General features: G+C 35.5%; 26 protein-coding genes. 8 read left to right on the forward strand and 18 right to left on the reverse strand.

The annotated features are described in order from the left end of the window. From A3835_06725 to A3835_06760, 8 genes are read right to left on the reverse strand one after another with little or no spacing between them, the layout of a single operon-like run. A complete protein-coding gene (locus A3835_06725) occupies positions 1-786 on the reverse strand; it encodes a glycosyltransferase (protein ID ORI07264.1) in 786 nt (261 codons plus the stop codon). Beyond that, entirely contained in the window at positions 779-1,285 is a 507-nt protein-coding gene (locus A3835_06730) for a hypothetical protein (protein ORI07265.1), read from the reverse strand. Before A3835_06730 ends, A3835_06725 begins: the two co-directional genes overlap by 8 nt. Further along, positions 1,285-2,082 (reverse strand): hypothetical protein, encoded by a 798-nt coding sequence (locus A3835_06735; protein ORI07266.1) that lies wholly within the window; start codon positions 2,080-2,082, stop codon positions 1,285-1,287. Before A3835_06735 ends, A3835_06730 begins: the two co-directional genes overlap by 1 nt. After that, positions 2,079-3,152, reverse strand: a complete 1,074-nt coding sequence (locus A3835_06740) for a glycosyl transferase family 1 (protein ORI07267.1) — start codon at positions 3,150-3,152, stop codon at positions 2,079-2,081. Before A3835_06740 ends, A3835_06735 begins: the two co-directional genes overlap by 4 nt. 4 nt (positions 3,153-3,156) lie before the next feature. Then, positions 3,157-4,218: a heptosyltransferase gene (locus A3835_06745; GenBank protein ORI07268.1), complete on the reverse strand. Its 1,062-nt coding sequence runs from the start codon at positions 4,216-4,218 to the stop codon at positions 3,157-3,159. Further along, positions 4,215-4,919: a glycosyl transferase gene (locus tag A3835_06750; GenBank protein ID ORI07269.1), complete on the reverse strand. Its 705-nt coding sequence runs from the start codon at positions 4,917-4,919 to the stop codon at positions 4,215-4,217. Before A3835_06750 ends, A3835_06745 begins: the two co-directional genes overlap by 4 nt. Continuing rightward, positions 4,913-5,806 (reverse strand): lipid A biosynthesis acyltransferase, encoded by an 894-nt coding sequence (locus tag A3835_06755; protein ID ORI07270.1) that lies wholly within the window; start codon positions 5,804-5,806, stop codon positions 4,913-4,915. The genes A3835_06750 and A3835_06755 overlap by 7 nt, the downstream gene beginning before the upstream one ends. Next, complete coding sequence (locus A3835_06760) at positions 5,799-6,773, reverse strand: lipopolysaccharide heptosyltransferase I (protein ID ORI07271.1); 975 nt, start codon at positions 6,771-6,773, stop codon at positions 5,799-5,801. The genes A3835_06755 and A3835_06760 overlap by 8 nt, the downstream gene beginning before the upstream one ends. A 63-nt stretch (positions 6,774-6,836) precedes the next feature. On the opposite strand from A3835_06760, the gene A3835_06765 reads away from it, so the two are divergent. After that, positions 6,837-7,874 (forward strand): 3'-5' exonuclease, encoded by a 1,038-nt coding sequence (locus A3835_06765; protein ORI07272.1) that lies wholly within the window; start codon positions 6,837-6,839, stop codon positions 7,872-7,874. Positions 7,875-7,945: 71 nt separating this feature from the next. Here the strand turns inward: A3835_06765 and A3835_06770 are convergent, their stop codons facing one another. From A3835_06770 to A3835_06805, 8 genes are all read right to left on the reverse strand, one after another. After that, the gene (locus A3835_06770) at positions 7,946-8,227 is read right to left on the reverse strand and encodes a hypothetical protein (GenBank protein ID ORI07273.1); all 282 of its coding nucleotides are present in this window, start codon (positions 8,225-8,227) and stop codon (positions 7,946-7,948) included. A gap of 133 nt (positions 8,228-8,360) precedes the next feature. Beyond that, positions 8,361-8,927: a hypothetical protein gene (locus tag A3835_06775; protein ID ORI07274.1), complete on the reverse strand. Its 567-nt coding sequence runs from the start codon at positions 8,925-8,927 to the stop codon at positions 8,361-8,363. Beyond that, positions 8,899-9,096, reverse strand: coding sequence for a hypothetical protein (locus tag A3835_06780; GenBank protein ID ORI07275.1), 198 nt, complete (start codon positions 9,094-9,096; stop codon positions 8,899-8,901). The genes A3835_06775 and A3835_06780 overlap by 29 nt, the downstream gene beginning before the upstream one ends. 1,023 nt (positions 9,097-10,119) lie before the next feature. Continuing rightward, positions 10,120-10,476, reverse strand: coding sequence for a hypothetical protein (locus A3835_06785; GenBank protein ID ORI07276.1), 357 nt, complete (start codon positions 10,474-10,476; stop codon positions 10,120-10,122). A gap of 127 nt (positions 10,477-10,603) precedes the next feature. Then, the gene (locus A3835_06790; GenBank protein ID ORI07277.1) at positions 10,604-11,077 is read right to left on the reverse strand and encodes a hypothetical protein; all 474 of its coding nucleotides are present in this window, start codon (positions 11,075-11,077) and stop codon (positions 10,604-10,606) included. Continuing rightward, on the reverse strand, positions 11,074-11,739 hold the full coding sequence (locus tag A3835_06795; protein ORI07465.1) for a hypothetical protein: 666 nt from the start codon (positions 11,737-11,739) through the stop codon (positions 11,074-11,076). The genes A3835_06790 and A3835_06795 overlap by 4 nt, the downstream gene beginning before the upstream one ends. 2,868 nt (positions 11,740-14,607) lie before the next feature. Continuing rightward, positions 14,608-15,825 (reverse strand): UDP-N-acetylmuramoylalanine--D-glutamate ligase, encoded by a 1,218-nt coding sequence (gene murD, locus A3835_06800; protein ID ORI07278.1) that lies wholly within the window; start codon positions 15,823-15,825, stop codon positions 14,608-14,610. A gap of 8 nt (positions 15,826-15,833) precedes the next feature. Further along, positions 15,834-16,898 (reverse strand): phospho-N-acetylmuramoyl-pentapeptide-transferase, encoded by a 1,065-nt coding sequence (locus A3835_06805; GenBank protein ORI07279.1) that lies wholly within the window; start codon positions 16,896-16,898, stop codon positions 15,834-15,836. Between the two features lie 79 nt (positions 16,899-16,977). On the opposite strand from A3835_06805, the gene A3835_06810 reads away from it, so the two are divergent. Genes A3835_06810 through A3835_06835 form a run of 6 tightly spaced genes read left to right on the forward strand, consistent with a single transcriptional unit; the run spans position 16,978 to position 23,184 of the window. Next, positions 16,978-18,441, forward strand: a complete 1,464-nt coding sequence (locus A3835_06810) for a phosphoglycerate mutase (2,3-diphosphoglycerate-independent) (protein ID ORI07280.1) — start codon at positions 16,978-16,980, stop codon at positions 18,439-18,441. A 4-nt stretch (positions 18,442-18,445) separates the two neighbouring features. Next, positions 18,446-19,207 (forward strand): flagellar biosynthetic protein FliR, encoded by a 762-nt coding sequence (locus tag A3835_06815; GenBank protein ORI07281.1) that lies wholly within the window; start codon positions 18,446-18,448, stop codon positions 19,205-19,207. 57 nt (positions 19,208-19,264) lie between these two features. Further along, entirely contained in the window at positions 19,265-20,707 is a 1,443-nt protein-coding gene (locus tag A3835_06820) for a hypothetical protein (GenBank protein ID ORI07282.1), read from the forward strand. Beyond that, entirely contained in the window at positions 20,708-21,319 is a 612-nt protein-coding gene (locus A3835_06825) for a guanylate kinase (GenBank protein ORI07283.1), read from the forward strand. Positions 21,320-21,369: 50 nt separating this feature from the next. Further along, a complete protein-coding gene (locus A3835_06830) occupies positions 21,370-21,591 on the forward strand; it encodes a preprotein translocase subunit TatA (GenBank protein ID ORI07284.1) in 222 nt (73 codons plus the stop codon). Positions 21,592-21,600: 9 nt separating this feature from the next. After that, a complete protein-coding gene (locus A3835_06835; protein ID ORI07285.1) occupies positions 21,601-23,184 on the forward strand; it encodes an arginine--tRNA ligase in 1,584 nt (527 codons plus the stop codon). Positions 23,185-23,275: 91 nt separating this feature from the next. Here A3835_06835 and A3835_06840 read toward each other — a convergent pair whose 3' ends face one another. Continuing rightward, on the reverse strand, positions 23,276-24,211 hold the full coding sequence (locus A3835_06840) for a sugar transferase (GenBank protein ID ORI07286.1): 936 nt from the start codon (positions 24,209-24,211) through the stop codon (positions 23,276-23,278). Positions 24,212-24,314: 103 nt separating this feature from the next. On the opposite strand from A3835_06840, the gene A3835_06845 reads away from it, so the two are divergent. After that, complete coding sequence (locus A3835_06845) at positions 24,315-25,298, forward strand: hypothetical protein (GenBank protein ID ORI07287.1); 984 nt, start codon at positions 24,315-24,317, stop codon at positions 25,296-25,298. Here A3835_06845 and A3835_06850 read toward each other — a convergent pair. Further along, positions 25,282-26,163: a ribosome silencing factor RsfS gene (locus tag A3835_06850; GenBank protein ID ORI07288.1), complete on the reverse strand. Its 882-nt coding sequence runs from the start codon at positions 26,161-26,163 to the stop codon at positions 25,282-25,284. The genes A3835_06845 and A3835_06850 overlap by 17 nt on opposite strands. Between the last annotated feature and the right edge of the window lie 24 nt (positions 26,164-26,187).

Below are 26,187 nucleotides of genomic sequence, written 5' to 3' on the forward strand. Positions count from 1 at the left end.
TTACTTTGTAAAAATTCTCTCATTTTTAGCTATATGTTTTTCATAAAATCTTGAAATTTTGTATGAGAAATTTTTATTACATCTTTTAAAAAGAGAACTTATCCTATCTTTTTGCTTTCTTTGGATTTCTAAGCTAGAGCTATTTAGCTCCTCTGGATGAGAAAAGATGTTGCTAAAGTACATTTTTAGATCAGTGTTTTTTAGGATCGCTTCCCATTTATCGGCTCCGTAAAGGCCATCTTTGTAAAAATCAAGCAGAGCTTTTGCACTCTTTCTTGTTAGAATGTAAGCAGCCGTTCTATATATACTAGCGTATGAGTATGGTGAGATAAGATATAAATTTTCTTTTATTTTTTTGCCAAAAGCACGAAATCTACTATTTAATCCATCTTGCACACCGCATATCAAAATGCTATCACTACTTATATCTTTGCATAGCAAAAAGGCCTCATTTATTAATTCGTCATTTCCAATAACATCATCCTCTAATATTAAAGTAAATTCCGCGTCGCCTTGTAAAAAATCCTCATAGGCTTTTATATGTGACATTGTGCAGGCTAGCTCACCCGGAGTTGCTACTAATGGTGGTATTTTAAATTTATACTTTTCATCGCATGATTTTAGTAGGCAATCTATCATGGCGCTGTAATACTCATTGATGCTAAAATTTTTAGCATCAACTGCATCTATTATTTTAAATTCATCATATCTGTTAAATTGTCTTTGTAAATTTTGCCTTCGCTCTTCATCTCTTTTTAATGATATTATATAGATAGGATTATTCATTTTTTGCTCCAACTTTTAAGTCAAATTCTAACTTGACTTTATATGTAAGGTCTGCTAGATCAAGCTCTTTTTTGTTTATATGCTTTTGTGTGTTGATTAAATCGTTACTAGAATTTCTTTTATAAATTCCAGCGATTCGAGCTTCTTCATCAGCGTTTAAAATACAAAGTATATCGCATTTACTTATACGTAAAAGTGGATTTGCGCTTACGTATATTACGACTTTTACAAACGGCGTGATAAATTTAAAGAATGGCTTTAGCTCATCTTGATGATCGCTTTTGATTTTTATCTTTGGACGAGCTATAAATAAATTTAGACTCATTACATCATCATCGATTACGGCGATTTGGTAAGGTTTAAAGTTTTTAAATCCATTTTTTCTAATTTGCTTTGCAAGTGTGCTTTTGCCACTGCCGTGAAGCCCAGTAAGAGCGATTAAGACTTGTTTTTTATCTTTTAAGATTTCTTTACAAGCCTCGTTTAATGCTTCAAGCATTATTTATAGCCTCTATTTCTAAAATTTGAATATAAATTTCCTAGTACCGGCGTAGAATAGATAAAAAGCTTCTTTTTGATCCTAAAAATGTAGTCTTTTTCGCTCTTTGCATTGTTTGATATATCGATGCGTCTTATCTTAAATTTATCATCTCCTGCGCAAAATCCGCCATCTATCACACTAAAAGCAAAGTCATAATACTCTTTAACTATCTTTTGCGAAAGCTCATTAAAATGCCCTTTTGGAAAGCAAAAGCCAAATTCTTGTTTTTCGGGAAATAGCTCTTTTATCTTAGCTAGCGAGCTAGAAAATTCCTCTCTTAATTTTTCTTCATCATTGCATTTACAAGAAAAGTGGCTCGCTGTATGGCTATCAAACTCAAAAAGCCCGCTCTCTTGCATCTGCCTGATCTCGTCTAAATTTAAAAAATACTCCGCATCTTTTTCGTAGTCTATTTCTTTATGTTTTTTAAATACAAAGTTGTAGTCTTGCCTTTTAAAATCTTTGATCTTATCTGTTATCAAAAAGCAAACAGCTGGAATATTTAGCTCTTTTAGGATAGGAAATGCAAATTTATAATTATCAAAATATCCGTCATCAAAAGTTAGTAAAATGCTCTTTCTTGAGGCTTTTACTCTGCCACTAGCTATATCTTTAAACTGAGCATAATTTATAAATTTATAGCCCTCATCTAGCGCCATAAGAAGTGCTTTTTTAAATAGCTCTGGCTTAATGGCAAAGTCATTTTCATTGTTATTACAGTGGTGCATCGTTAGCACGCAAACTGGGTAGTTCATTTTTGCTCCAGTAAATTTTTAATAGCCTCTTTTAGCGCCTTGTGGCTAAAGTTTTCATTCACAAATTTAAAGGCATTTTGTGAGTAAATTTTAGCTTTTTCAGGCTCATCTATCAGCCCTAAAATACACTCTTTTAGTGAAACCTCATCTAAATTTTTAGCACAAAGCCCACGCTCTTTGTCTTTAACTAGTACGTTCATCGGGGCGTTATCATAGACTACGACTGGTACTTTTGAGCTCATCGCCTCAAGCAATACCGTACCAAGCCCCTCAGAGTGCGAGGCAAATACGTAGATATCAAAGCCTTTTATGATATTTGCCGCGTCTTTTCTAAAACCAGTAAATATAATCTTATCTTTTTTGCTAAAAATCGAGGCAATCTCATTTTTTGTGCTTTCACTGATATTTCCTGCAAAAACTATTGTGGCGTCCTTCTCTTTTAAAATCTCTTTTGCGGCACTTGCAAAGTCAAAGACTCCTTTTTTGCGGTAAAGAGAGGTGAAAGTACCGATGACTAGCTCATCTTGAGATATATTAAACTCATCTCTAAATGTACTTTTTGTAGCATATATCGCCTCCACATCAACCGTGCTTGGCATAAAAAAGAGCTTATCTTTGCTAACTCCGATGCTTAACAGGTACTCTTTGACACTATCTGAGATGTATAAAATTTTATCAAATAGCTTTTTGTGCATGAGTTTTGAAAGAAAGCCTTTTATAGGAAAAAGATTATGCCTTTCCTTGTAAAATTTAACGCCTTTGCTTCTGTAAAATAGTCCAGCAATTGCTCCAACCCAGCTATCAGTCGAGCCATGTGTGATTACGATATCTATCTTGTTTGAGCTTATCGTTTCGCAAAGTGCTGGTACGCTTTTATGAAAATTTTTCTTATTCATCTCTTGTGCTATAACACTAAAGCCTTCTTTTTTTGCAATGCTTTCTATCTGAGAATTTGGGTTGCAAAAAAGTATGACATTATGACCCATCTCGCGCATAAAACGCATCTCGTTTAGCGTCTTATTTTGCTCGCCACCCCAGTTAAAAAGTGTCTGCGTGTGAAGAATATTCATCTGCCTATCCTAAAATTTCTTTTATTTTGGCTTTTATTTTTGGCATTTCGTCGCTAAAATCCATCAAGGTCTTTTCTATTCCATGCTTTGCTATGCCCTCTTTATCGCAAGGCACAAAGTCCCAGTCTTTTTGATAGACGATGTGTTTCCCCATATTTTGGATACCATTTTGTGCTGTATAGCCATTTTCCATGAGTGAGTTATCCCAAGGCCCCCACTCAAAAGCATTACTTGGACCAAAAAAGGCTATGACTGGTACATCATTTGCAGCGGCAATATGCATGATGGCGGTATCAACACCGATAAAAAGGCTTGAACGCTTCGATAAGGTGATCGTTTGTTTCAAATTTAGCTTGCCACCTAAATTTATGGGCTCACTTTTGCAAATTTTTAGTACGCTTGTTAGCTTTTCTAACTCATTTTCTTTATTATCACTTGTTAGCACGACCTTTACCCCAAGTTCATTTTCGCAGTAGTCGATGAGCTCTGCCATGCTCTTGTCATTTGCGCATTTAAACATCCAGCGGCTTGTAAGATGCATATGTACAAAGCGTTTTGGTAAATTTAGACGCTCCACACTCTCGTCCGAAAATACACTCACCTTTTTGCTAACCGGTTCAAATCCCAAAGCCCTTAAAGCATTTAGATTATGATCGATCGTATGTGAAAAATTTTCATAGTATTTTGCTTTGACGTTTAGAAGTTTATTTATTGATTGATTTTTGCCAAGAAAGCCTACTATTTTTTTGATCTTTGCGTATTTTGAGATGATGATACCACGATCCCCCGTAGTTGTTTGTATGGCCATATCGTATTTTTCTTTTTTGATGGCTTTTATAAATTTTATCTCGGTAATTAGTTTTTTAAAAAAGCCAGAATTTGCACTTTGTCTATCGTAAATGTGGATTTTATTTATATAAGGATTGCCCTCAATCATCTCTTCAGTCCCTTTATTTAGAGCAAAGTCGATGGTCGTATCTGGATAGTAGTGGTGCAAATTTTCAATAAGAGGCGTGGTCAAAAGCACGTCGCCGATGTTCCTAAATTTAATTACTAATATTTTCATTTTATGTATTTCCAAAATGTGTACTGAGCGTAAAGTCTGGCTATGACGTAGCCAGTAAAGCCCTCTTTAAAGCCACCTTTTAGCACGTAAAGCTTAAAAAATGTCCACGCTGGGCTTGTAAGCGCCTTTAGTAAATTTCTCTTTGCGCCCATGCTTGAGTAGCGATTTTGCTTAGCGATAAACTGCTCGATGCTCTCATATGCGTAATGCAAGAAGTGGTTTTTAAGCGCGCCAAGCCTTTGTGGGCCGTCATTTAAAACGACCTTTTCATGCACGGCTCTGCCATCAAATTTGGCAAAATTTTTGTTAAAAAGCCTCACTGTGTAGTCTGGATAGAGCCCCATATTTTTGATCGCTTTGCCAAAGAAAAAATTTAGCCTAGCTACGTTGTAGGCCATAAATTTTGGCTCTTTTAGTGTATTTACAAGCTCATTTCTAAGCTCATTTGTGATCACCTCGTCACTATCAAGTACAAAGATCCACTCGTTTTTAGCTAGATCCACGCCCTTTTGCTTTTGCGCGCCAAATCCCAGCCAAGCTTGCTCATAGAATTTAACATTACTAAAATTTTGACAAATTTGCTTTGTGCTGTCGCTTGAGCCACTATCAACCACGATGACCTCATCAGCAAATTTAGCGCTCTCTAACACCTCTTTTAGGTATTTTTCGCTGTTAAAAGTTAAGATGACCACACTTAGCATTTATACTCTTTTTCGTAAAATCTTTTAAAGCGTTTGTGAAACCAAAAGTACTCCTCAGGCCTTGCTCTAACCATCTCTTCGCACGCGCTGCACTGCATTTGCGTTACTTTTTGCACCGCTTCTTCTTTGTCAAATTTATTTATATCAATGGCTGGCGAAAAGCAAATTTCACTTATGTTTTCATCTTTTTGATAGATAAATGCATTAATTATTAGGGCATTTGTTTTTTGAGCTAGCACGCTCGCAGCTGGCGTGTGAAGTACATCTTTGTCAAAAAATTTCACCTTTATGCCATCTTTTGGAGCGGTATTTTGATCGACTAAAATTCCCACTATTCGCCTAGTTTTTAGCGCTTTTAAGATGTCTTTTGCGCCGCCATCTTTGTCAATGAGCTCCACGTCAAACTGCGATCTATTTGCACTTAAAATTTTATCCATGCTTTTACTATCAAGCTTTCTGCCAAGCACTGAGACTGCACCAAAACGAGCAGCCATTGCTAAGCTAAAAAGCTCCCATTGCCCAAAATGCGCGGTCGTCACGATAATCGGACGATCAAGCTTAAGCGCTTCAAGCAGATTATGCTCATTTTTAAAACTAACTTTTTCAAGCACTTTTTGCTTTGTTGTATTTTGATTTAGGATGAAATTTATACCAAGGTATTTTGCAAAGTTGTAGTAGCATTTTTTAGCGATCTCAAGCTTCTCTTTCTTGGTTTTTGTATCACCAAAAGCAAGGTTTAAATTTGTCATAACGACGTGAAGTCGCTTTTTATTAAGATTCATATACGAAAAAGCTAAAAATTTAGCGAGCAAATCTCTAAGTGAGCTAGGCAGTAAAAATATCAAAAATTTTAAAGTATAAAAGCCAGCCAGATAGAGCCTATCCATTTAGTAGCCTTTTTGCAAAATTTGCAATCGTTTCTGGGAAAATCTCTCTTATGCAAAAGTCGTTTTTATCGATACTTCTCGCGTCTATTTGCTTACCCATATCTATAACTAAATTTTTATCCGTGATGTAAGCATTTCTGTGGCTTGGACGGTTGCCAAAAAGCGTGATAGAAGGCCTATTTATCGCCCATGCAAGGTGTGTTAGGCCACTATCGTTGCCAATTACCAAATCACAACTAGCGATGTAATCTATCATATCTTTTATGCTTAGTTTTTCAAGTAGCTTTACCTCGGTGCCCAAGATGATCGCCTCTGCTCTTGCTTTTTCGCTGTCGTTGCCGTAGCAAAGATAAATTTCACATCCATCAAGCAGTCTGATCACTTGTTTAAATTTGTCATAAATTTTACTCTCTTCACTCGCAAATGCAGCGATCAATACACGCTTTTTGCCACTTTCATTTTTAAAATTTCCAACTATTTCAAAGCATGGCGATTTTTCTAAAATTTCACTTCTATCAAAGCTAAAATTTAGAGCAAATCCTGCAAGGCTTAGATTTCTAACTATTATGTTTTCGTTGTAGTCAATTTTGAATTTATGCTTGTAAAGTCTAGCAGCTATTTTCTCTTTGACGCTTTCTTTGCTAAAACCGTAAATTTCTTTACCAAGTAGTTTTGCGACGACGGCTGATTTAAAAAGTCCCTGCATATCAATTACTTTGTCAAATTTACCAAGCGTTTTTATGATCTTGTAGCTTTTTTTAAAGCTCTCTTTAAGTGGTAAAACGACTAGCTCGTCGATTAGTGGATGATCTTTTAAAAGGCTTGCAAAACGAGCATCAACGAGCCATGTGATATGGGCATTTGGATGGTGCTTTTTGATAAACTGAAGCACTATAGCCGCATGGACAATGTCACCAAGTGCTGATAGCTTTACAATGGCTATTTTTAGTTGATTTTTGTTTTGCATTGATCACTTTAGATATAAATTTTTGGTATGATTTTAAGAAAAAATGCTTAAAAAAGGGCTAAAATGGCAAAAAGCTACATCTGTGTTTTTGACTGCGAGACTATACCTGATGCAAATTTGATAAGAAAAATTTACGGCATTGACGGAAGTGATGAAGATGTGAGCATCCAGGCGATGGCTTTACAAAAAGAGGCTAGTGGCAACGAGTTTTTACCTGTGATGTTTCATAGAGTTGTGGCGATCTCTGCGGTAATGGCCGATGAATATGGTAAATTTTTAAAAGTTAGTACAATGGAGGGCAGGGACGAATGCGAGATCATCGCTAAATTTTTAAAATTTATAAATGACTACAATCCAAGGCTTGTTAGCTTTAATGGCCGCGGCTTTGACCTGCCTATGCTAATGGTACGTGCGATGCGATATAACCTAAATGCGGCGGCTTATTATGAGAGCGAAAACAAAGAGCTAAATAAAAACAAATGGGAAAATTATAGAGCCAGATATTCGCCTAAATTTCACCTTGACCTGCTTGATTTTATAAGCGATTTTGGAAGTGTAAGAGGGCTAAAGCTCAACACTCTTTGTGCTAGCTTAAATTTACCTGGCAAGTATGACGTGCACGGTGATCAGGTACTTGAGCTCTACTACGCTGGCGAGCTTGATAAGATCAACGAATACTGCGAAAGCGACGTTCTTAACACCTACTGGTTATTTTTAAAATTTGAGCTTTTGCAGGCAAATATCTTGCAAGATGACTATATAAATCACCTAAGTGTGATGAGCGAGTTTTTGGCGAAAAACTGCTCTCATAGGGGATATACCGAAGTCTTTTGCGAAGCCATAAAAGATGAGCTAGCTAGACTTAATGGCAAGCTTGATTACGAGATCAAGGTTCAAAAAGAGAGTGAGGATTATGAGGAATTTGATGATTTTGGCGATCTTGACGGCACAAAAGATACCCCTGAACAGCTAAATGAGCGTTTGGCAAGACAAGGACTTGATGGACTTTTGAAAAAGGCTAGTGAAGTTACCTCAGCTACCAAAAAAGATAAGAGTTTTATAGAAGAAAAACTACCTGAAATAAATTTGGACGAAGAGTAGAAATTCTACGCTTTTAGGCTGTAAAATATCTTTTGCTACTCTATGGAATTATTATCCTGATCCGCGGAATATCACGGGTACTCAAATCCAAATTCATACTCTTTTAAAACTCCATTAGAAAATATGAATTTCTCGTAATAAAGTGGCATATCAAATTCTTGCAAGAGGTTGCTTTCATTTTGCTCAGTAATGTAGGTGACGATAGAAATGGCGTTTTCTTCTTGTAGATCGTTTGACTTGCCTAGCTTCTTTAAATTTGGTCTTGTTTGTCGCCAAGTTTGATGCCATAATTTGTAGTAAAAATTTTTATTATATTTACTTTTGTAAAATATTTCTGATGCTAATTGGGTCATCTATGACTGCTAAGTTACATTTACCCCACTATTTTCTGTTTGTTCAAATTTTTAGTTCAATATTTTATAGTAGCTTTGCTAGACATTAAGAGTTTATAAATAAATATATTTACTTTTTAATATGTTACTCAAATTACCTAATTACTACTTTTTTATAAAAGTTTTTTCTCATGTCATTAAGAATTTTTGAAGTGATTTGATTTATATAAAGTCTATTCTTTTTACCATGATCTGCGTAGTAATTTTCTACTTTATTAATTTTTTCATCGTTTGCAGTTTCATCTATATATCCAAATTTCCAAGTGTACTCATACAAATAAAATTCCGAGGCTAAATTTTTAAAAAGTATATAAAAATCTACTATGTTTCCGTCTCTGTCTTGAGTTCCGCCTTTAAACTCAACTATATCGCCATTAGCTGTAACGCTCCACATAGACATATCGTCGTAACAAAAACTCCATTTTTTCATTTTCTCTTTGTAAATAATGGCACACTCTTTTATGCCTATTGCTCGACCCAGATTGTCTTCATTATAATTACGTAAAATCTTTACAGAATAGCTATCGCTGCCTATTTTAAAATAATAGTTAGATGCGTCTTTGTATTTAAAATTTGGTATTTCATCTTTTCCCATACCGTTACAAGTTAGTAATGATACTAATAAAAATGCACTATTTAAAAATTTGAAAAATTTCAGCATTTCTAATCCTTGTATAATTTTCTTTTCTATCTCTTTTGCTTTGGTCGTCGGTCCCCCTATTAATAACATAAGTTATTTTATCCACTACATTTTCATTATTTGAGTCATTTTTACTCTCATCTGCTATTTTGTGTAGATTATTAGAAAGCCAAAACCATGCAGCACTCATTATCGCGTATTTTCCATATTCGGCTACTAAAGTTAGATTTTCTACTATATTATCTTCAGTATTAAAATTTTTATTAATATAGTTATTGAAATTTGAGTAGCCGCTTCTCCCGGTTAAATGAAAAAAGCCCCTGTCTATAAAATTCCAACCATCGTCTCCACCTTTATTGCCATTTTTATCACTATAAACTTAGTTACCTATATTAGGTCTATTCTCTTCTTCAATAGCAATAAGTTCGTCCGCTTTATTTGGATTTTCTTTAAATTTGCTTCTAAAAACAGTTCTGAGTCTATCTGCGTTTTTATATAATATATTCTCGCTTATCTCTTCGGCTTTAAAAAGTAAAAAATAAGCCAACTAAAAGAAAAAATATAAAATATACCATACTTTATATCTTTTTAAATTTATTTTGATCGCTGCAATTCTTTAAAATATTCTTTTGATACAAGCATATTTTTTGGTACCCATTGCTTTTTGTTTATCGCCTCACATGCTTCAAAATTTACTACAGCTCTTTTGTTTTCATCGGCATCTATTCGTAGTGCTAGGTAGCATCATTGTCTTCATATATGTATTCATCTGCAAAGTAGGCTAGTTTCTCGCCATATTCTTCATCATCTGTCTCTGGGTTAAGATCTATATTTTTATTCCTGGCTACTCCAGATATTTTTACAATATCTTTATATGCGTTATTTTCATAGGTTAGACTAAATTTGATCTTATCTTTTGCTAACTGCTTTGTACTTAAATTTATACTTATGGTATCTGTTTTGTATGTAAAGACTTGTGCAAACGAACCACTACAAAAACACTATAAAAAATATAAATAAAATTTTTTCATCTAGTTTCCTTTATGTTGTCAATATTGCCATTTTCTATGGTAGGTAGACTCTAATTGGGTATAAAATTATCTGGATACACAAATGTAAAATTATGGTCCAAAAGCTTATAAATTTAAGCCTATCATCAAGCTCATTAATAATATAGATTTAGGTTGCATCTTCTATTCTTTTATCAAATTTATTAGTCAGGTAAATTCCAAGATATAAAATGATATGCATCTACTTTGTCATTTTTCTCTTCAAATAACCATAATTCATAACTGTTGTCAGGATTGTGCTCACTTTTAGGAGCAAATAATTGAACCAAAAGAGTGTTTTTGTTTATCCATTTAAAATCAAAATCATAAGTTAGATTATCTGCATCATAAGCTATATATCTCGTATTTTTCAAAAGCTCTACATCTTTTAACTCTGGTTTTGGTGAAAAAAATAACGTTAAAATATAATCTTTCCATACATCTAATATAGTAGCACCAATATAAGTATACATACTGTCGTTCCAAATTTTCTTTGCAAGCTTTTTACAGTCTTTATTCAAAAACTTTTTAGGTATTGTCTTTTTTCCCAGTTATAATCATAATTATCTGTTGCAAATGATAAATTTACAGCTATAAGTAAAGCTAAGATTATTTTAAAGATTGATTTCATAAATATATCGTTCATTATTAATCGGGTAAATTTTTAGACGTAAAACTATATACATCTACGCTACCATCTTCTTCTTCATATAGCCATAATTCACAGCTTGATTTAGAATATTTATCAGCATGAAAATGTAGTTGTATCAAAAGACTTTTGTTGTTTAACCACTTAAAATCAAAGTCGTAACAAAAATTTTTATTACACTCTTTGTATTTTTGATTTTTTAGATGTTGTATTTCTTTAATTTTTAAGTCGTAGTCTCCATATAAATTTAAAATAGGCTCTTTGTATATATTCAATATAGTTGTTTGACGATAGGAAACCTTGCTTTCATTCCAAATGTCTTTTGATATTGTTTTGCAACCTTGACTCAAAAACTTTTTTGATATTGTCTTTTGCTTCCAGCTATCATAATAATCATCTATATAATCATCTGTTGCAAATGATAAATTTACAGCTATAAGTAAAGCTAAGATTATTTTAAAGATTATCCTCATAATATTTCCCCAAAAGTATTTTTATATCCCTCTTTTAATATCTCAATAGGATCTGCTAAGTCTTTACGCCTTTTAAATTTATTGTTTGGATCATTGGTGACGGTTAAAGGATCATCTTTGTTGGCTCCATTTGTAAAGTACTCAAAGTGAAGCATGGTTACTATTTTTTTATCAACTATATTTGGGTGATCACCGTTATCAATCATTAGTCCAGAATATCCTATAACCTGACCTTTTCGCACCATATCACCCGCTTTTACTTTTACTCTTGAAGGATCAACCTCGCCATATCTTATTATAAAGCTACCAAATTCTACTGTGTCATATTGTATCGTTATGTGATCGGTTTTACAGTAAAAATTACCAGTCTTTATTACTTCGCCATCAGCTATAGATACTATCTCTACATCTGACTTAAATGTTTTTATGTCTACATTCTTTTTAAAAGGCATATCTGTATATAGATCTCTTGCGGCGTGTTGTCTTTTGCCATTGTTTCTATTTCTGCCAAATATTGCTTGGCTCTCGCCCTTATCTCCTAACATAAGCGTCCAGTCATATTCCATACCTCTATTATTTAAAGGCTTGATTTTTAGTGGAAAAACTATCTCATTGCTCATCTCCACTTTTACTAAGACTTCTTCATCCCCATCTTTCCACATACCTTTATCTACTCTAGTTAAACTCTTTGATTCATTAAAAGAGTTAATAAATTTATTCATATTCTCTTTACTTAATAAATTTATACCAAGCTTATCATCTTTATCTGCATTAGACTGATTACTAGAGCTCTCTTCTTTTGCATAAATTTGATAGCTCTTATTTGTATTCTCATCACTTTTTAGCTCTTTGCTTAGCTTGTCGTCTTCATAGATATTTATCTCATTTGATGAGATATCTTTGCTTATATATAAGTAATTACCATTTTTTATTAAAGCATCGTCTTTATTATTGCTAAGCTTTAATTTAGCATCAAATGCCTTCTCTTTTATAGCATGCTCAAACTCATATATAACTAGCTTATCATCTTTAAATTTAATATATAAAGGTATCTTTATATCTATTCTTATATGATTTTTGCCATATCTTGTATAAAACTTAAATTTATCCTTATCACCTTCAAGATATGCAAAAAATACTATAGTATGACCACCTTGCTTTAGCTTATCTAGATCATCTTTTTGTATAACATCTGAAATTTTAAATGTTATCTCTTTACCCTTTTGATCTTTTAGAGCTACCACATCTTTTGGATTTGATTTGGATAGCTCATCATATTCTTTACTTTTTATGACCTTATATCCCCAAAGTATCTCTTTATGTCTCTTACTACCTTTTTCTTGTTTATATATAGCCTTTAAGCATATTGGCTCATTTGTCTTAAATGGATACTCACTATCAGAGATTACATTTGTTATATGATCTGTTATATCTCTTAACGAGACCTTATTGCTATAGCAAAAGTTAGAGCTACTCTTATCTTGATATCCTAAAGATATTACAGCTGTATCAGAGTGAGCATGAATATCTTTAGTGCTATAAACTTTACTTAGATCACTTGAATAAAGTATAAATTTAGTATCTCCTTTATTCTCTTTGTCTATTGGGATATTAAATGTAGCTGTATATGAGTTCTTGATATCTGAGTCTTCATTTTTTACTAAAGATATACTCTCATATATACTTTTATCAAAGCAGTGATGAAGATATATCTTATCTATATCTTCACTTGCCTTACCATCTTCGTTTTCAATGATGAGATTGTTTATTGTAAGAGTAAGACCTGAACTTGATGCTGATGTAGGCACTACATTGTTGCCATGAGCTAGACGAAGCTTTATATCAAACATAGCTGAGCCTTTATCGTCTCTTAGGGTAAAGTTATTCTCTTTGGCGAAATTTAATAAAGAGAAATTTAGGTGTTTGTTGTTAGATGTTTGGTCTTCAAAGTACTTCATACTTATAACGCCATCTTCTAGTTTATACTCTATATCATCGCTATTTTGCTTTATGCTAGTAAAGGTAGCACCATTTATCTTATCTTCTTCATTTTTGTTTTCTTGATAGAGTATTACCGTATCTTTGCTCTTTGCATTTTTAAATTTTATCTCTTCATTTTTACTATCTTCATAAGAGTCAAATTTAAAGTCAGTAAGTATTAGCTCGCATAAATTTACTTTACCATAGTTTGGCCTACTAGAATTTAGCTCCTTTGGGTTTAGCTCACTGCAATCAAATGGAGTTTGACAAGCTAGCACAACGGTAAATTCGCTCTTTTTAGGCTGAAAGACTCTAATAGGAGTTGTCATCTTCCTTGGGCATAGCAAGAGTATATTTTCTTGTTTATAAAATTCCTCCTCTCTTTGCCTTAAAAGCTTATTTATTCTTGAAGTGTTTGAAGCATTTGAGCTGATTAAATTTACGCAGTATATGTTTTCAAGGTTAAAGGTCTTTGTACTTTGAGTACTTAATAAAGAATTTATCTTTGTAACAAATGGCTGAAATAATGCCTCACATTTTGATGTACCTGGTGCGTTTAAATTTGATCCATTTTCTTGAAGCTTTATAAATTCTAAATGAGTGACGTTCTGGATGATCTCTTTATTGTTTTGATTTTTTAATTTATATTTTGCTTTGGATATATTTAAATGACTAAAAACATCTATGCACTCGGCAAAATTAACATTTTGTTCATCACTTTCATAAAGCCCAAACTGATTTGAAATTTTTTCTCGCAAAAGAGATATTTTATTACTTACTTCATCACTAAAGCTCTCATATGCTAGCCAAAACCAGGCCTTAAAACGATTTTTGCTTTTGATATGGCTTGCTAGGGATGGATCAATATTACTTTTCTTGCTGATATAAAGAAGTGCTAAAAGTGCGACATGCTCTCTTGAAATTTGGCTGTTTTGCGTATCTGAAGTAAGTGAAAGGGCTTGTAAATTTTTAAGTGGCGAGTTGTTTAATTTTTGATTTATCTCTTGGATTAGTGGCGTAAGCTTTTGCTCCAAGATGGCATTTAGTTGATCTTCCGAGCTAAATTCAAACTCAGGCAAAGTATTGGCACTTCCAGACTTTGTATAAGCCTCTTTTGCGGCGTCATTTATCTTTTTAAAAAGTTCATCTGTATTTATCTTTTCTATGGTAGTCGTACTCGCGGTGTTAGCAATAGCTCGCTTGACATCTTTTATGACTTTGTCTTTGTTTTTTTTATAAATTTGAGCACAAATAAGTTCTATATCATCTTTTAGACTAAAGCCATATCCAATGAGTAGTTTGTTGTTAGATATAAATGGTCTGCTTATGTCATTGTCATATGAAAATTTTATAATATCTATTAAAGTCCTTTTAAAAATTACATCATTTCTGGGCGTTAGAGGCATTAAACTTCCTTGGAAATTTTTGCTAAATATTAGCACAAACTTAAAAAGTATTCAACAATAAAACTTTATAGTAAAAATTTATGTCAAAAACATAAATTTGCATGTTTTTATTTTTGACAAGGCTACTTAAAAGGGCTTGTAAAATTAAAGCGCCTTTATAAACTCTTTAAATTTATCGCCTCGCTCGGCATAGCTCTTAAACTGATCAAGGCTTGCAGCTGCTGGGCTTAGAAGCGCTATCTCGTTGGTCTTTAGCTCTTTATTTATCTCATTGACAGCATTTTGCAAAAAGTCGCATTTTAAGGCTGGTATGCCAAATTTAGTCGCTAATTTCATGAGTTTGTCACTATTTGAGCCGATGGCGTAAATTTTTACTCTTAAATTCTTCAAGTCTTCAAAAAGTGGCGTCATATCAACACCCTTATCATCGCCACCAAGTATTAGATGTATGAAATGATCTTTGTAGCGTTTTACGGCTTGTATGCTCGCATCTATGTTAGTAGCTTTTGTGTCATTGACCCAGATTCTGCCATTTTTATCGCTAAATTCTTCAAGCTTGTTTGCCTCGATGACGAAGGTATTTAAAAGTGCGATATCGCAGCGGTCAAATAAAATTTTCTCTACCGCAAGTGCTAGCAGCGCATCAAGCAAAAATGGCGTTTTAAAATTTATATCATCTACGCTTACACCGCAAAATTTAGCCAGATCGCTCTCATCTTTGTAAGTGATCACTTTTGCCCTTGTTGGCGTGTTGGCGTAAATTTCAGGCACGATCGCCACGCTACTTTCACTCATGCTAGCAAGCGGCTTTAACTTAGCCTTTTCGTATTCGCTCATATCGCCATGCCAGCTTAGATGGTCTGGAGTGATCGGCAAAAGCACGTAGATACCAGGTGTGGCGTGATTTGTGTAGTGAAGAGTAAATGAGCTAGTCTCAAGTATCCAAATTTTAGCGTGCGGATCTAAATTTGCCAGCGCAATGCCAACGTTGCCGCCCATGACTGAGCCCTTGCTCTCTAGTAGGTGCTGTGTCATCTTGGTTGTCGTAGTCTTGCCGTTTGTGCCGCTTATCCAGATATTAAATGGCAGATTTTCTTTATAAATTTCATAAAAATAGTCATACTCGCTTACCAAATTTCTAGCTTTTTTAATAAGCTCGTGATGAGGCGGGATACCTGGACTTGGTATCTCTAGGCTACTTTTTACTGGATCAAATTCGCTAACTGGCAAAAGAGCATTGCCAAACTCATCTTTTGAAATTTCACTAAATTTATCATCATAGATATCCCAAAGGCCGTCTTTTGTGAAATTCTTTGCGATCGCCTTTATCGTGCCACCATAGCCAAATAGCGATTTTCTCATGGCTTTCCTTATCTGATCTTTAGCGCAGTTAGTGCGATTAGGTTCGCTAAAAGTGCGATGATCCAAAAGCGAACGATGATCTTATTTTCCGCCCAGCCTTTTATCTCAAAATGATGATGTATAGGCGCCATGAGAAAAATTCTGCGTTTGAAAATTTTAAAGCTTCCCACTTGTAAGATGACGCTTAGAGTTTCAACGACAAAGATGAGGCCGATGATGATGAGTAAAATTTCGTTTTTTGTCGCAACGCCCATAAAACCGATATATGCTCCAACGCTTAGGCTGCCGCTATCGCCCATAAAGACTTCAGCTGGATGGCAGTTAAACCATAAAAAGCCCATCAATGAGCCAATTAGGGCTGAAGAGACAACAACGCTTTCACCAACACCTATTATCTTTGGCAAGAGTAAATATGAGCTAAAGACAGCGTGTCCGCAGATATAAGCAAAAACGCCAAGTGTTAAAAGTGAAAATATCGATGGCACGGTAGCTAGCCCGTCAAGCCCATCTGTTAAATTTACTGAATTTGAAGCAGCGACTATGACCAGTGTCCAAAAGAAAATGGCAAAAATTTTTAAATCCAAAATAGGTTGCTTAAAAAAAGGTAGATAAAACTCGGTGCTAAGCTCATGACTTGTATATAAAAAAATAGAAATTACAAAAGCTATTAAAAACTGAAAAAAGAGCTTTGCTTTTGGGCTTAGGCCAGCGTGATTTTTTGCTCCTAAAATTTTGCTGTAATCGTCCTTGTAGCCAAGCAGTGTAAAGCAAACTAGGCAAAAAAGCGATGTTAAGACAAATGCGTTATCAAGCCTTGCGCAAATTATCGTGGAAAGTACGGCTGTGAAGACAAAGATAAGTCCGCCCATGGTCGGCGTTTTGGCCTTTTTTTGGTGAGTTTGTGGGGCAAGCTCGTAGATAGGTTGGGCGGCGTTTTTTGCCTTTGCCCAAGTGATAAATTTGGGCATCAAATAAGCTGTGAGTGCAAAAGCGATGAAAAAAGCGATACCAGCACGGACGGTGATGTATTGAAAGATATTAAAATTTAAAATTTCATAGATATAGTAAAACATGAGAGCCTTTATTTTTAAAAAAAGCAATTTTAGTATAATGGCCTTAAAAATTATCTAAAATTAAGGATAAATTTTCAAAATGAGTCAAAAAACTATTTTAATAATAACTGATGGTATTGGATTTAATAAAAGCGGTAAATTTAACGCATTTGAGGTGGCTAAAAAGCCAAATTACGAGAAATTTTTTAAAGAAATTCCAAACTCACTTATAAAAACTTCTGGAAACGCTGTGGGACTACCTGAAGGGCAGATGGGAAACAGCGAAGTAGGGCATATGTGCATAGGAAGCGGACGAGTTTTGTATCAAAATTTGGTCAAAATTTCACGCAGCTTCGCTGACGGCTCGATATCAGAAAATGAAGCCCTAAAAGCTCTTTTTAAAAAGTGCAAGAAGATCCACGTCATAGGGCTTTATAGCGACGGCGGAGTGCACTCTCATATGGAGCATTTTGATGGCATGTGCGAGCTTGCTAGTAAAAATGGCTGCGAAGTTTTTGCCCATGCTATTACCGATGGACGCGACGTTAGTCCAAATAGCGGTATAAATTTTATAAAAAGCTTGGAGGCTAAATTTAAGGTAGCTACCGTTTGTGGGAGATTTTACGCGATGGATAGAGATAAACGCTGGGAACGTGTAAAAGAGGCCTACGATAGCTTGGTAAATGGAGCAAATTTAAGCAGCTTATCGCCAAGTGAGTATCTACAAAAAAGCTACGATGAGGGAGTGACAGATGAGTTTGTAAAGCCAGCAAGCTTTAATGGCTTTAAAGGCATAGGCGAAGATGACGGCGTGATTGTAATAAATTTTAGAAATGATAGAGCAAGAGAGATATGCCAGGCTCTAGGCGAGGAGAAATTTAGCGAGTTTGAGCGACCTTTTGCTATCAAAAATCTAATCACCATGACCGAATACGACGCAAATTTTAAATTTGAAGTGCTATTTAAAAATGAAAAGATAAACAACACTCTAAGCGAGGTCATAGCAGCGGCTGGACTAAGGCAGCTTCACACGGCTGAGACTGAAAAATATGCCCACGTAACATTTTTCTTTAATGGCGGCGTCGAGGAGCTAGCCAGCAACGAAACGAGGGTGCTTATCCCTAGCCCAAAGGTAAAGACCTATGACGAAAAGCCAGAGATGAGCGCAGCAGAGGTTTGCAAAGCCGTGCTAAAAGGTATGGATGACGAGCAAGACTTCATCGTGGTAAATTTCGCAAATGGCGATATGGTGGGGCACACTGGCAACTATGAGGCTGCTATAAAAGCAGTTGAAGCGGTGGATACGGCTCTTGGAGAAATTTACACTAAGGCGAAAGATAAAAACTATGCGATGATCATCACGAGTGATCACGGAAACTGCGAAGAGATGCGCGATAGCAGCGGTGAGCTACTGACAAACCACACGACTTATGATGTCTTTTGTTTTGTGATGGCTGATGGCGTAAAAAAGGTAAAAAATGGCGGTCTAAACAACATCGCTCCTAGTGTTTTAAAGATCATGGGGCTTGAAATTCCAACTGAGATGGACGAGGCGTTAATATAAAAGAATGGAACTAGTCGAGTTTTTTGGAGCTGATAAAGTTATAACCTTTATGCTCCTTTTTGCGCGTCTTAGTGGGCTTATCGTATTTTTTCCTTTTTTTTCTCACAATCAAATCCCGCTTAGCGTAAAAACTTTGCTAGTTTTCGCCCTTTGTGTCGTACTTTTCCCATTATCTCACGCTCATGAGCATGCTATAAATTTTTTGATCATGGAAATTTTAAGTGAGGCTATGCTCGGACTTTGCGCTGGGCTTTTGCTAAATATCGTTTTTGCAATACTTCAAATGGCTGGCGAGCAGATCTCTATGATCATGGGTTTTTCGATGGCTTCAGTGCTTGATCCGCAAACTGGTACAAATTCGCCAGTGATCGCAAATATTCTAAATTTTATCGCGCTTCTTGCATTTTTGATGCTTGATGGACACCATTTGATATTACAGTTTTATTCCACTTCACTTTCTGCTATACCGCTTGGAGATTTTTATCCAAGAAGTGGTGTGATGAGCTACGCCCTAAAGCTTTTTGGCAATCTTTTTATGTTTGGATTTGTTCTGGCTTTTCCTATCATCGCACTTTCTATACTTTCGGATGCTATTTTTGGCATGCTTATGAAAACTATGCCACAATTTAACCTATTAGTCGTTGGTTATCCTATTAAGGTAAGTATCGGCTTTTCGGTTTTGATAGCTATTTTAGCTGGCATTATAAAAATCATAACTGATATGATGGTGCAGATTTTAAACGATATGCCAGCACTATTTTTTTAAGTAAATAGCAATGAAATTTATCATAGAATACAGCCTCAAGCTCTTCAAGGAGGGATTATGAAAGTTGCACTTGTAAACAAAAACCCCGCAGTTTCTCGCCTTATAACGTTAAGTTTAAATAAGCTAGGCATAGAATATAGCGAATTTGACGATGTTAATAGTGTTGGCGATCAATTTGATTATATTATCATCGATAGTGATATGGATAGCAGTGATGTTGATTTAAATCAAAAGATAATGTATCTAGCACCTAGAGGCGGTGAAAAGCCAGATTTTGCTGATGTTATGCTTGAAAAGCCCTTTTTACCAACAGAATTTATTAGTTTGTTTGAACAAAACAAAGATACTGACAATGATAAAGAACTTGAGCTTGGATTAGATGAGCCTACAAATTTTAATGACTTTGACGAAAGTAATAAAAACTTTGATGATTTAGAAAATTTTGAGCTTCCAGAAATTGATATGGGTCTTGAAAATTTAGCAAAAGAAGATGATAAGGCAGATAAATTTGATAATGAGGCTTTAGATGACGAGTTTTTAAAAGAGGAGCTAAGTGAACTAGAGACCGAGGATTTAAAGGATAAAGATATCAGTTTTGATGAAACAGACACTGAACTCATAGATGATGATATTATAAATGACATAGCTAGCAAGTATATGGCTGATTCAGAAGATATAGATAAATCCTTAGAGCAAAACAATGAGCCGCCTGTGATAAAAGAAGAGCATAGCAATGACTTTGATGAGCTTAGTTCGCTTGTAGATGAGATAGATGATATGGGTGAGAGCGACTTGGCAGATGAAGAGGCGAAAAACGAGCTTGATAAAATGGTTGAGCAAAATTCTCAAAATTTAGAAACTACCGAGCTTAATGAAGATTTTGTAGATGATATAAGCCAAAGTAAAAAAGAGCTAAGCGAGATCGAGTCTTTGGATAAAGAGCTAAACGAAGAAGCTAGCGAAGATAGTGAAAATTTTGATGAGCTAGAGACTGATTTTGGTAGTGATGAAAAATTTGAGCCTGAAAGCAGCGAGATAAATTTGATAGATGAAGCTAGTCAAAATTTAGAGGAAGATATAGATAAAGAATCTACCCAAGAAACAGAGGAGATTTCTTTGGATGAAGATATAGACCTTGAAAAAGAGCCAACTAAAGAAGATCATGAAGAAATTTCTGAAGAAGTCCTTGCTCAAGAAGATCTAGGTATGGTAGATGAGACATTTGAGGAAGAAAATTTTAAAGAAGAGACGTTGGGTAGCCCAAATTTTAATGTAGCATCTATTGAAGAAATAGATGAAAATACGATGCAAGCAGCATTTGGATTAAATAATGCACCACAAACTAGCTCATGCAATGAAACAAAAATCGATACTGATTATAAAGAAGAGCTAACCAAAAAGATCACAAAACACGTCCATGAGTCGTTAAATGAAAGCTCGCTAAGAGATGTGCTAAAAGATATGAACATAAAGATAAATATAAGTTTTGAGGAAAAGTAGTTGCAAGGACAAATTTTAGTAGTTTCTGGGCCTAGCGGAAGTGGGAAAAGTACGCTTTTGGGTCGTCTTTTAAAGGAAGAGAAGGATCTTTATTTTTCTATTTCAAGTACGACAAGGGCAAAAAGAGAAGGTGAAGTCGATGGAGTGGATTACTATTTTATAAAAGAAGATGAGTTTAAAAGTGGCATAGAAAAGGGCGAATTTTTAGAATGGGCGCAGGTGCATAAAAACTATTACGGCACAAGTCTAAAGCCAGTTTTAGCAGCACTTGAGGCTGGAAAGATAGTTATATTTGACATTGATGTGCAAGGCTTTCACATCGCACTTGAAAAATTTAGAAGCTACATAACTTCAGTTTTTATCACAACTGCAAATAAAAAAGAACTTAAAAAACGCTTGAAAAACCGCGGAACTGATAGCGACGAAACGATAGAAAATCGCCTAATGAACGCAGTTGGCGAGATGGAGCATATCTTGGAGTATGATTATTTTTTAGTAAATGATGATATCGAAAAGAGCTACCGTGGATTAAAGTCAATACTTAGAGCGATGAGGCTAAAAAGCACGAAAATAGACTTAAGACGCGTTATTGATGAGTGGATAGATTGCTAGAAATTCAGGAATTTATGATAACATTTTGAAAAATTTATTGAGGAGAAAAAATGGGTTCTTTTAGTATTGGTCACTGGCTAGTTGTTTTAGCGATTATTGTTTTACTTTTTGGAGCAAAGAAGATCCCAGAACTTGCAAAAGGACTAGGCAAAGGCATAAAGACTTTTAAGGCTGAGATGGAAGATACAACACCTGAAAAAAGTGAGAAAGTCGAGTATAAAGAAGAGAGTGCTCCTAGTCAAAAAATAGAAGAAACAACTAAAAACGCATAGGTTTTAGAGTTGAAAAATAAAATAAAAGCTGAAATTTCAAAGGTTTTAGAGCGTGAATTTGTGCTTGAAAAGCCAAAGGATAAAAATTTAGCCCACTATGCTACGCCACTTTTTAGCCTAGCAAAGGAGCTAAGAAAGTCTCCAGCCATGATAGCTAGCGAGTTTGCTGATAAATTTAGTGATAGCAAAATAGTTGAAGCTAGTGCAGTAAATGGCTACTTAAACTTCAAGCTAAAAAGCGAGTTTTTAGATGAAATTTCAAAGCAAATTTTACTAGATAGCGAAAATTTTGCAAAAGAAGATGTGAAAAAAAATAGCTATTTAATAGAATACATTAGCGCAAATCCAACTGGGCCACTTCACATTGGACACGTTAGAGGTGCAGTTTATGGCGATACTTTGGCAAGACTTGGCAAAAGACTTGGCTACGCTATCTCAACAGAATACTATATAAACGACGCTGGCAATCAAATCGACCTGCTTGGTACTTCAATATCACTTGCGGCAAAAGAGCAGCTTTTTAACGAAAGCGTTGTCTATCCAGAGAAATACTACCGCGGGGATTATATTTTAGATATTGCTAGGATTGCAAGTGAGAAATTTGGCAAGGAAATTTTTTATGACGAGAGCAGAAATCTCGAGCTTGCCGAGTTTGGCAAGGATATCGTGCTTGAGATCATTAAAAAAGATTTAGCAGATGTCGGGATATTTATAGAGAGCTGGGCTAGCGAAAAGGCTCTTTATGACGGACTAGAGCCAACTATAAACAAGCTAAAACGTTCAAATCAAATGTACGAAAAAGATGGCGCTACTTATATCGCTTCAACCACGCTTGGCGATGATAACGATAGGGTCGTAGTTAGAAATGACGGCAGACCAACATATCTAGCTGGCGACATTATCTATCATAATGCTAAATTTGAGAAAAATTTTGATCACTACATAAACATTTGGGGTGCAGATCACCACGGATATATTGCAAGGCTAAAGGCTGCGATAAATTTTCTTGGATACGATGAAAACAAGCTTGAAGTGATACTTATGCAGATGGTTAGTTTGCTAAAAGATGGCAAGCCATACAAGATGAGCAAGCGTGCTGGTAATGCTGTGCTAATGAGCGATATCGTAAGTGAGATCGGTGCTGAGGCACTTAGATTTATCTTTATAAGCAAGGCAAATACGAGTAGTTTGGAATTTGACGTAGATGAGCTTAAAAAAGAGGATAACTCAAATCCTATCTTTTATATAAACTATGCTCATGCTAGGATAAATCAAGTCTTTGCAAAGGCTGGGAAAAATATTCAAGATATAATCAATGCAAACTTCGAATGCCTAGATGAAAATGCGAAAAATTTACTTTTTGAGGCGTTAGTCTTGCCTGAAATTTTAGAGGATGCTTTTATCTCAAGGCAGCTTCAAAAGATCCCAGACTATCTGAAGTCGCTGGCTGCTAGTTTTCATAAATTTTATAACGAAAACCGTGTGGTTGGAAATGAAAACGAAGATAGCCTGTTAAAAGTTTTCGCAGTTGTTGCTATCTCGATAAAAACAGCATTTAATATAATGGGAATCACAGCTAAAGATAGGATGTAGAATTTACATTTATTTTGGCTAAAAGCAACAAAATTAAATTTGAAAAAAGGTTTATTTAAAAATATCTCAAACTCATGATGCTCTTGAGAATTTAAACACCTTTTTTCTCAAATACGATCGCAATAGTTTTTACTATGATCTTTATCTCCAACCAAAGTGACCAGTGTTTGATGTAGTAAAGATCATACATTAGTTTTTGTTTAGCGTCGTGTGTATTTGAGCCATAAGGGTAGTTTACCTGTGCCCAGCCAGTTATCCCTGGGCGGACGATGTGGCGTTCATTGTAGTAAGGTATCTCTTTTTCAAAGAAATTTATCCAGTGTCTTCGCTCAGGCCTTGGACCTATCAGGTGCATCTGTCCGCGAAGCACGTTTATGCACTGCGGCACCTCGTCTATACGAATTTTTCGCATAAATTCGCCAAATTCAAATACCCTCTCATCATTTTCGCTAGCAAATTTTGCCCCATCTTTCTCGGCATCTTCCATCATCGAGCGAAATTTGATGCACTCAAATTCTCTATTGTCCAGCCCAACTCTACTTTGTAAAAAGTAAAGGCTTCCGGGTGATTGCTCGTCTATCTTTCTCTTTACATAAAATTTTAGGCCAAAAAGCAAGATGAAAAGTATCAAGCAGCTAGCATAATCGATCATTCGCTTGAGTGCGTAAGCAAAGGCACCATAAGGCCTTATCTCATCTAGAAAATTAAGATTTTCACCATTTTCTGGGATATAACATTTGTGCAGATAAATTTCTAAAAAATTCTCTACATTTAAAAATTTTATCTTTTTGTACTTTGTTTTAAACTGCAAAAGCGTGAGAAATCTAACCAATTTACTATCGACTGGCTTTGCGGTATTTAATACGATCAGCCTTTGATCGCCTGATTTTATGAGATTTTCTAGTGCACTTCGCAAGGCTTTTGAGTCGCTATTTTCATGGGATAAAAAATTTACTTGACCAAATTTCTTTCTAAGCTTTTCTAGTTCTAGGCTGGTAAAAGCATATTTTTCGCCAAGGATGATCATAGTCCTATCCCTTTATCTTTATTTTAAATTTGCATTATAAAATTCGTCTAATTATACCCAAACGTGCTAATTGCATTTTTAAAAAATATATTAAGGTTAGAATATGTCTCATAAATTTCTTGCTGTGCTTGTTCTGGCGCTGATTTGTGCCATTTCTTTTGCGCTCTCAAACACGATTTTGGCTAAATTTCACACCAGCCCGCTCATCATCTCCATCATTTTAGGCGCCATTTTTGCAAATCTTTTTACTAAACAGACTCAAATTTTAAAAAGTAGTGGCGTCGTAGCGATCGCTGGGAAGCAAATTTTAAGGCTTGGTATCATACTTTTTGGCTTTAATATAAGCCTTGGCGAGATCGCAAGTGTCGGCACCCTTGGTGTGATATATGCAGCTTTTATGGTCTTTGCGACCTTTTGCTTTGCGCTTTTTGCCGCCAAAGCTTTGGGACTTAGTAAGGATAGCGCTGCGCTCATTGGCTCAGGGGCTAGTATATGCGGTGCAGCTGCTGTTATGGCTACTCAAAATGAGATAAAAGCAGACGCAAACAAGCTTGCTATCGCCATTTGCACAGTGGTGCTCTTTGGGACGATTGGCATGTTTATCTATCCATTTATAGCTAAATTTTTAGCTCTCACGCCACACCAAACCGGCTTTTTTATTGGCGGATCACTTCACGAAGTAGCCCATGTAGTTGCAGCTTCAGCAGCATTTGACAGCACAGCAAGTAGCACCGCCGTCATTATAAAAATGCTTCGCGTCATCATGCTCGTGCCATTTTTGTTTTTGCTAAATTTCTTAAATTTAAGCCAAAATAGCGGCGGCTCAAAACTAAAGAGCATACCATGGTTTGCGCTATTTTTTCTAGTGGCGATCTGCGTTAGATCTTTGCCATTTTTTCCTGAAAATTTGGTGCAAATTTTAAAGCTAGCTGCTAGCATCTGCCTTTGCGTGGCGATGTGTGCTTTGGGATTTGGGATAGATAGAAGCATATTTAAAGCGACGGGCAAAAAGCCATTTTTGCTAGCATTTTTTATATTTTTATGGCTTATTTGCTCTTCGCTTGTTTTTGTTAAGACTCTTTGCTAGTTTTTAGCTTTTGCAAAAACTCTTCGATGTTGTATTTTGCTCGATAAGCTGGACTTAAAAGATGTATCAAAATGTCGCCAAGGTCCATCACGATCCAGTCAGGCGAGCTCTCAGTGCCTATAAATTTCTCCCCAAGAGGTTTAAGCTCCTCTTTTAGATCCTCGCTCAGTGAGTAAGCGTGCCTCTCACCAAGCGTAGTGGCGATAACTACGGCCTTTACGAAATAATCATCTCCACTCATATCAAACACTTGTATCTCTTCAGCCTTTTTTGCGTCTAAAACCTTAACTATACTTTCGGTGCGCTCTTGCATCGATCTCTCTTGCATTTTGTATCCTTGGTAAAAATTTATAATTTCATCTTTTATCTCACTAGGCAGCTCATCAAGCCCTTTTTGATGCCTGATCTGCGACGAGCTAACATCCACGTGCACGTCCATTTTTTGTAAATTTTGTGGAATTTCTATGTGATTGCGCTTAGCGATCACAAACTGCACTAAATTTTTTAGCTCCTCATAGCCGTGCCACTTATCAAGCGTAGCTAGGTGGTCTGCGCCTATTATGAGATAAAATTTTTCTATCTTGAATTTCTCATACAAATACTTAACCGTCTCTATGGTAGGCACTGGGCGAGCTAAATTTATCTCATAGTCTGAGATCTCGACCTTCTCTAAGCCGCCCCAAATTTCTCTTATCCACTTTAGGCGAAGCTCTGGCGGAGCTGAAAATTCGCTCTTAAAAGGACTTATAAAAGTTGGCATGATGATGAGCTTGTCGATATCAAGGCCGCTTAGTGCCATTTTCACAATGCTATCATGCCCCAAGTGAACTGGGTCAAAGCTCCCGCCAAAAAGTGCTAACTTCATCTATTAAAGTGCCTTGTTTATATT

Source organism: Campylobacter concisus (genome assembly GCA_002092835.1).
GTDB classification, from domain to species: domain Bacteria; phylum Campylobacterota; class Campylobacteria; order Campylobacterales; family Campylobacteraceae; genus Campylobacter_A; species Campylobacter_A concisus_K.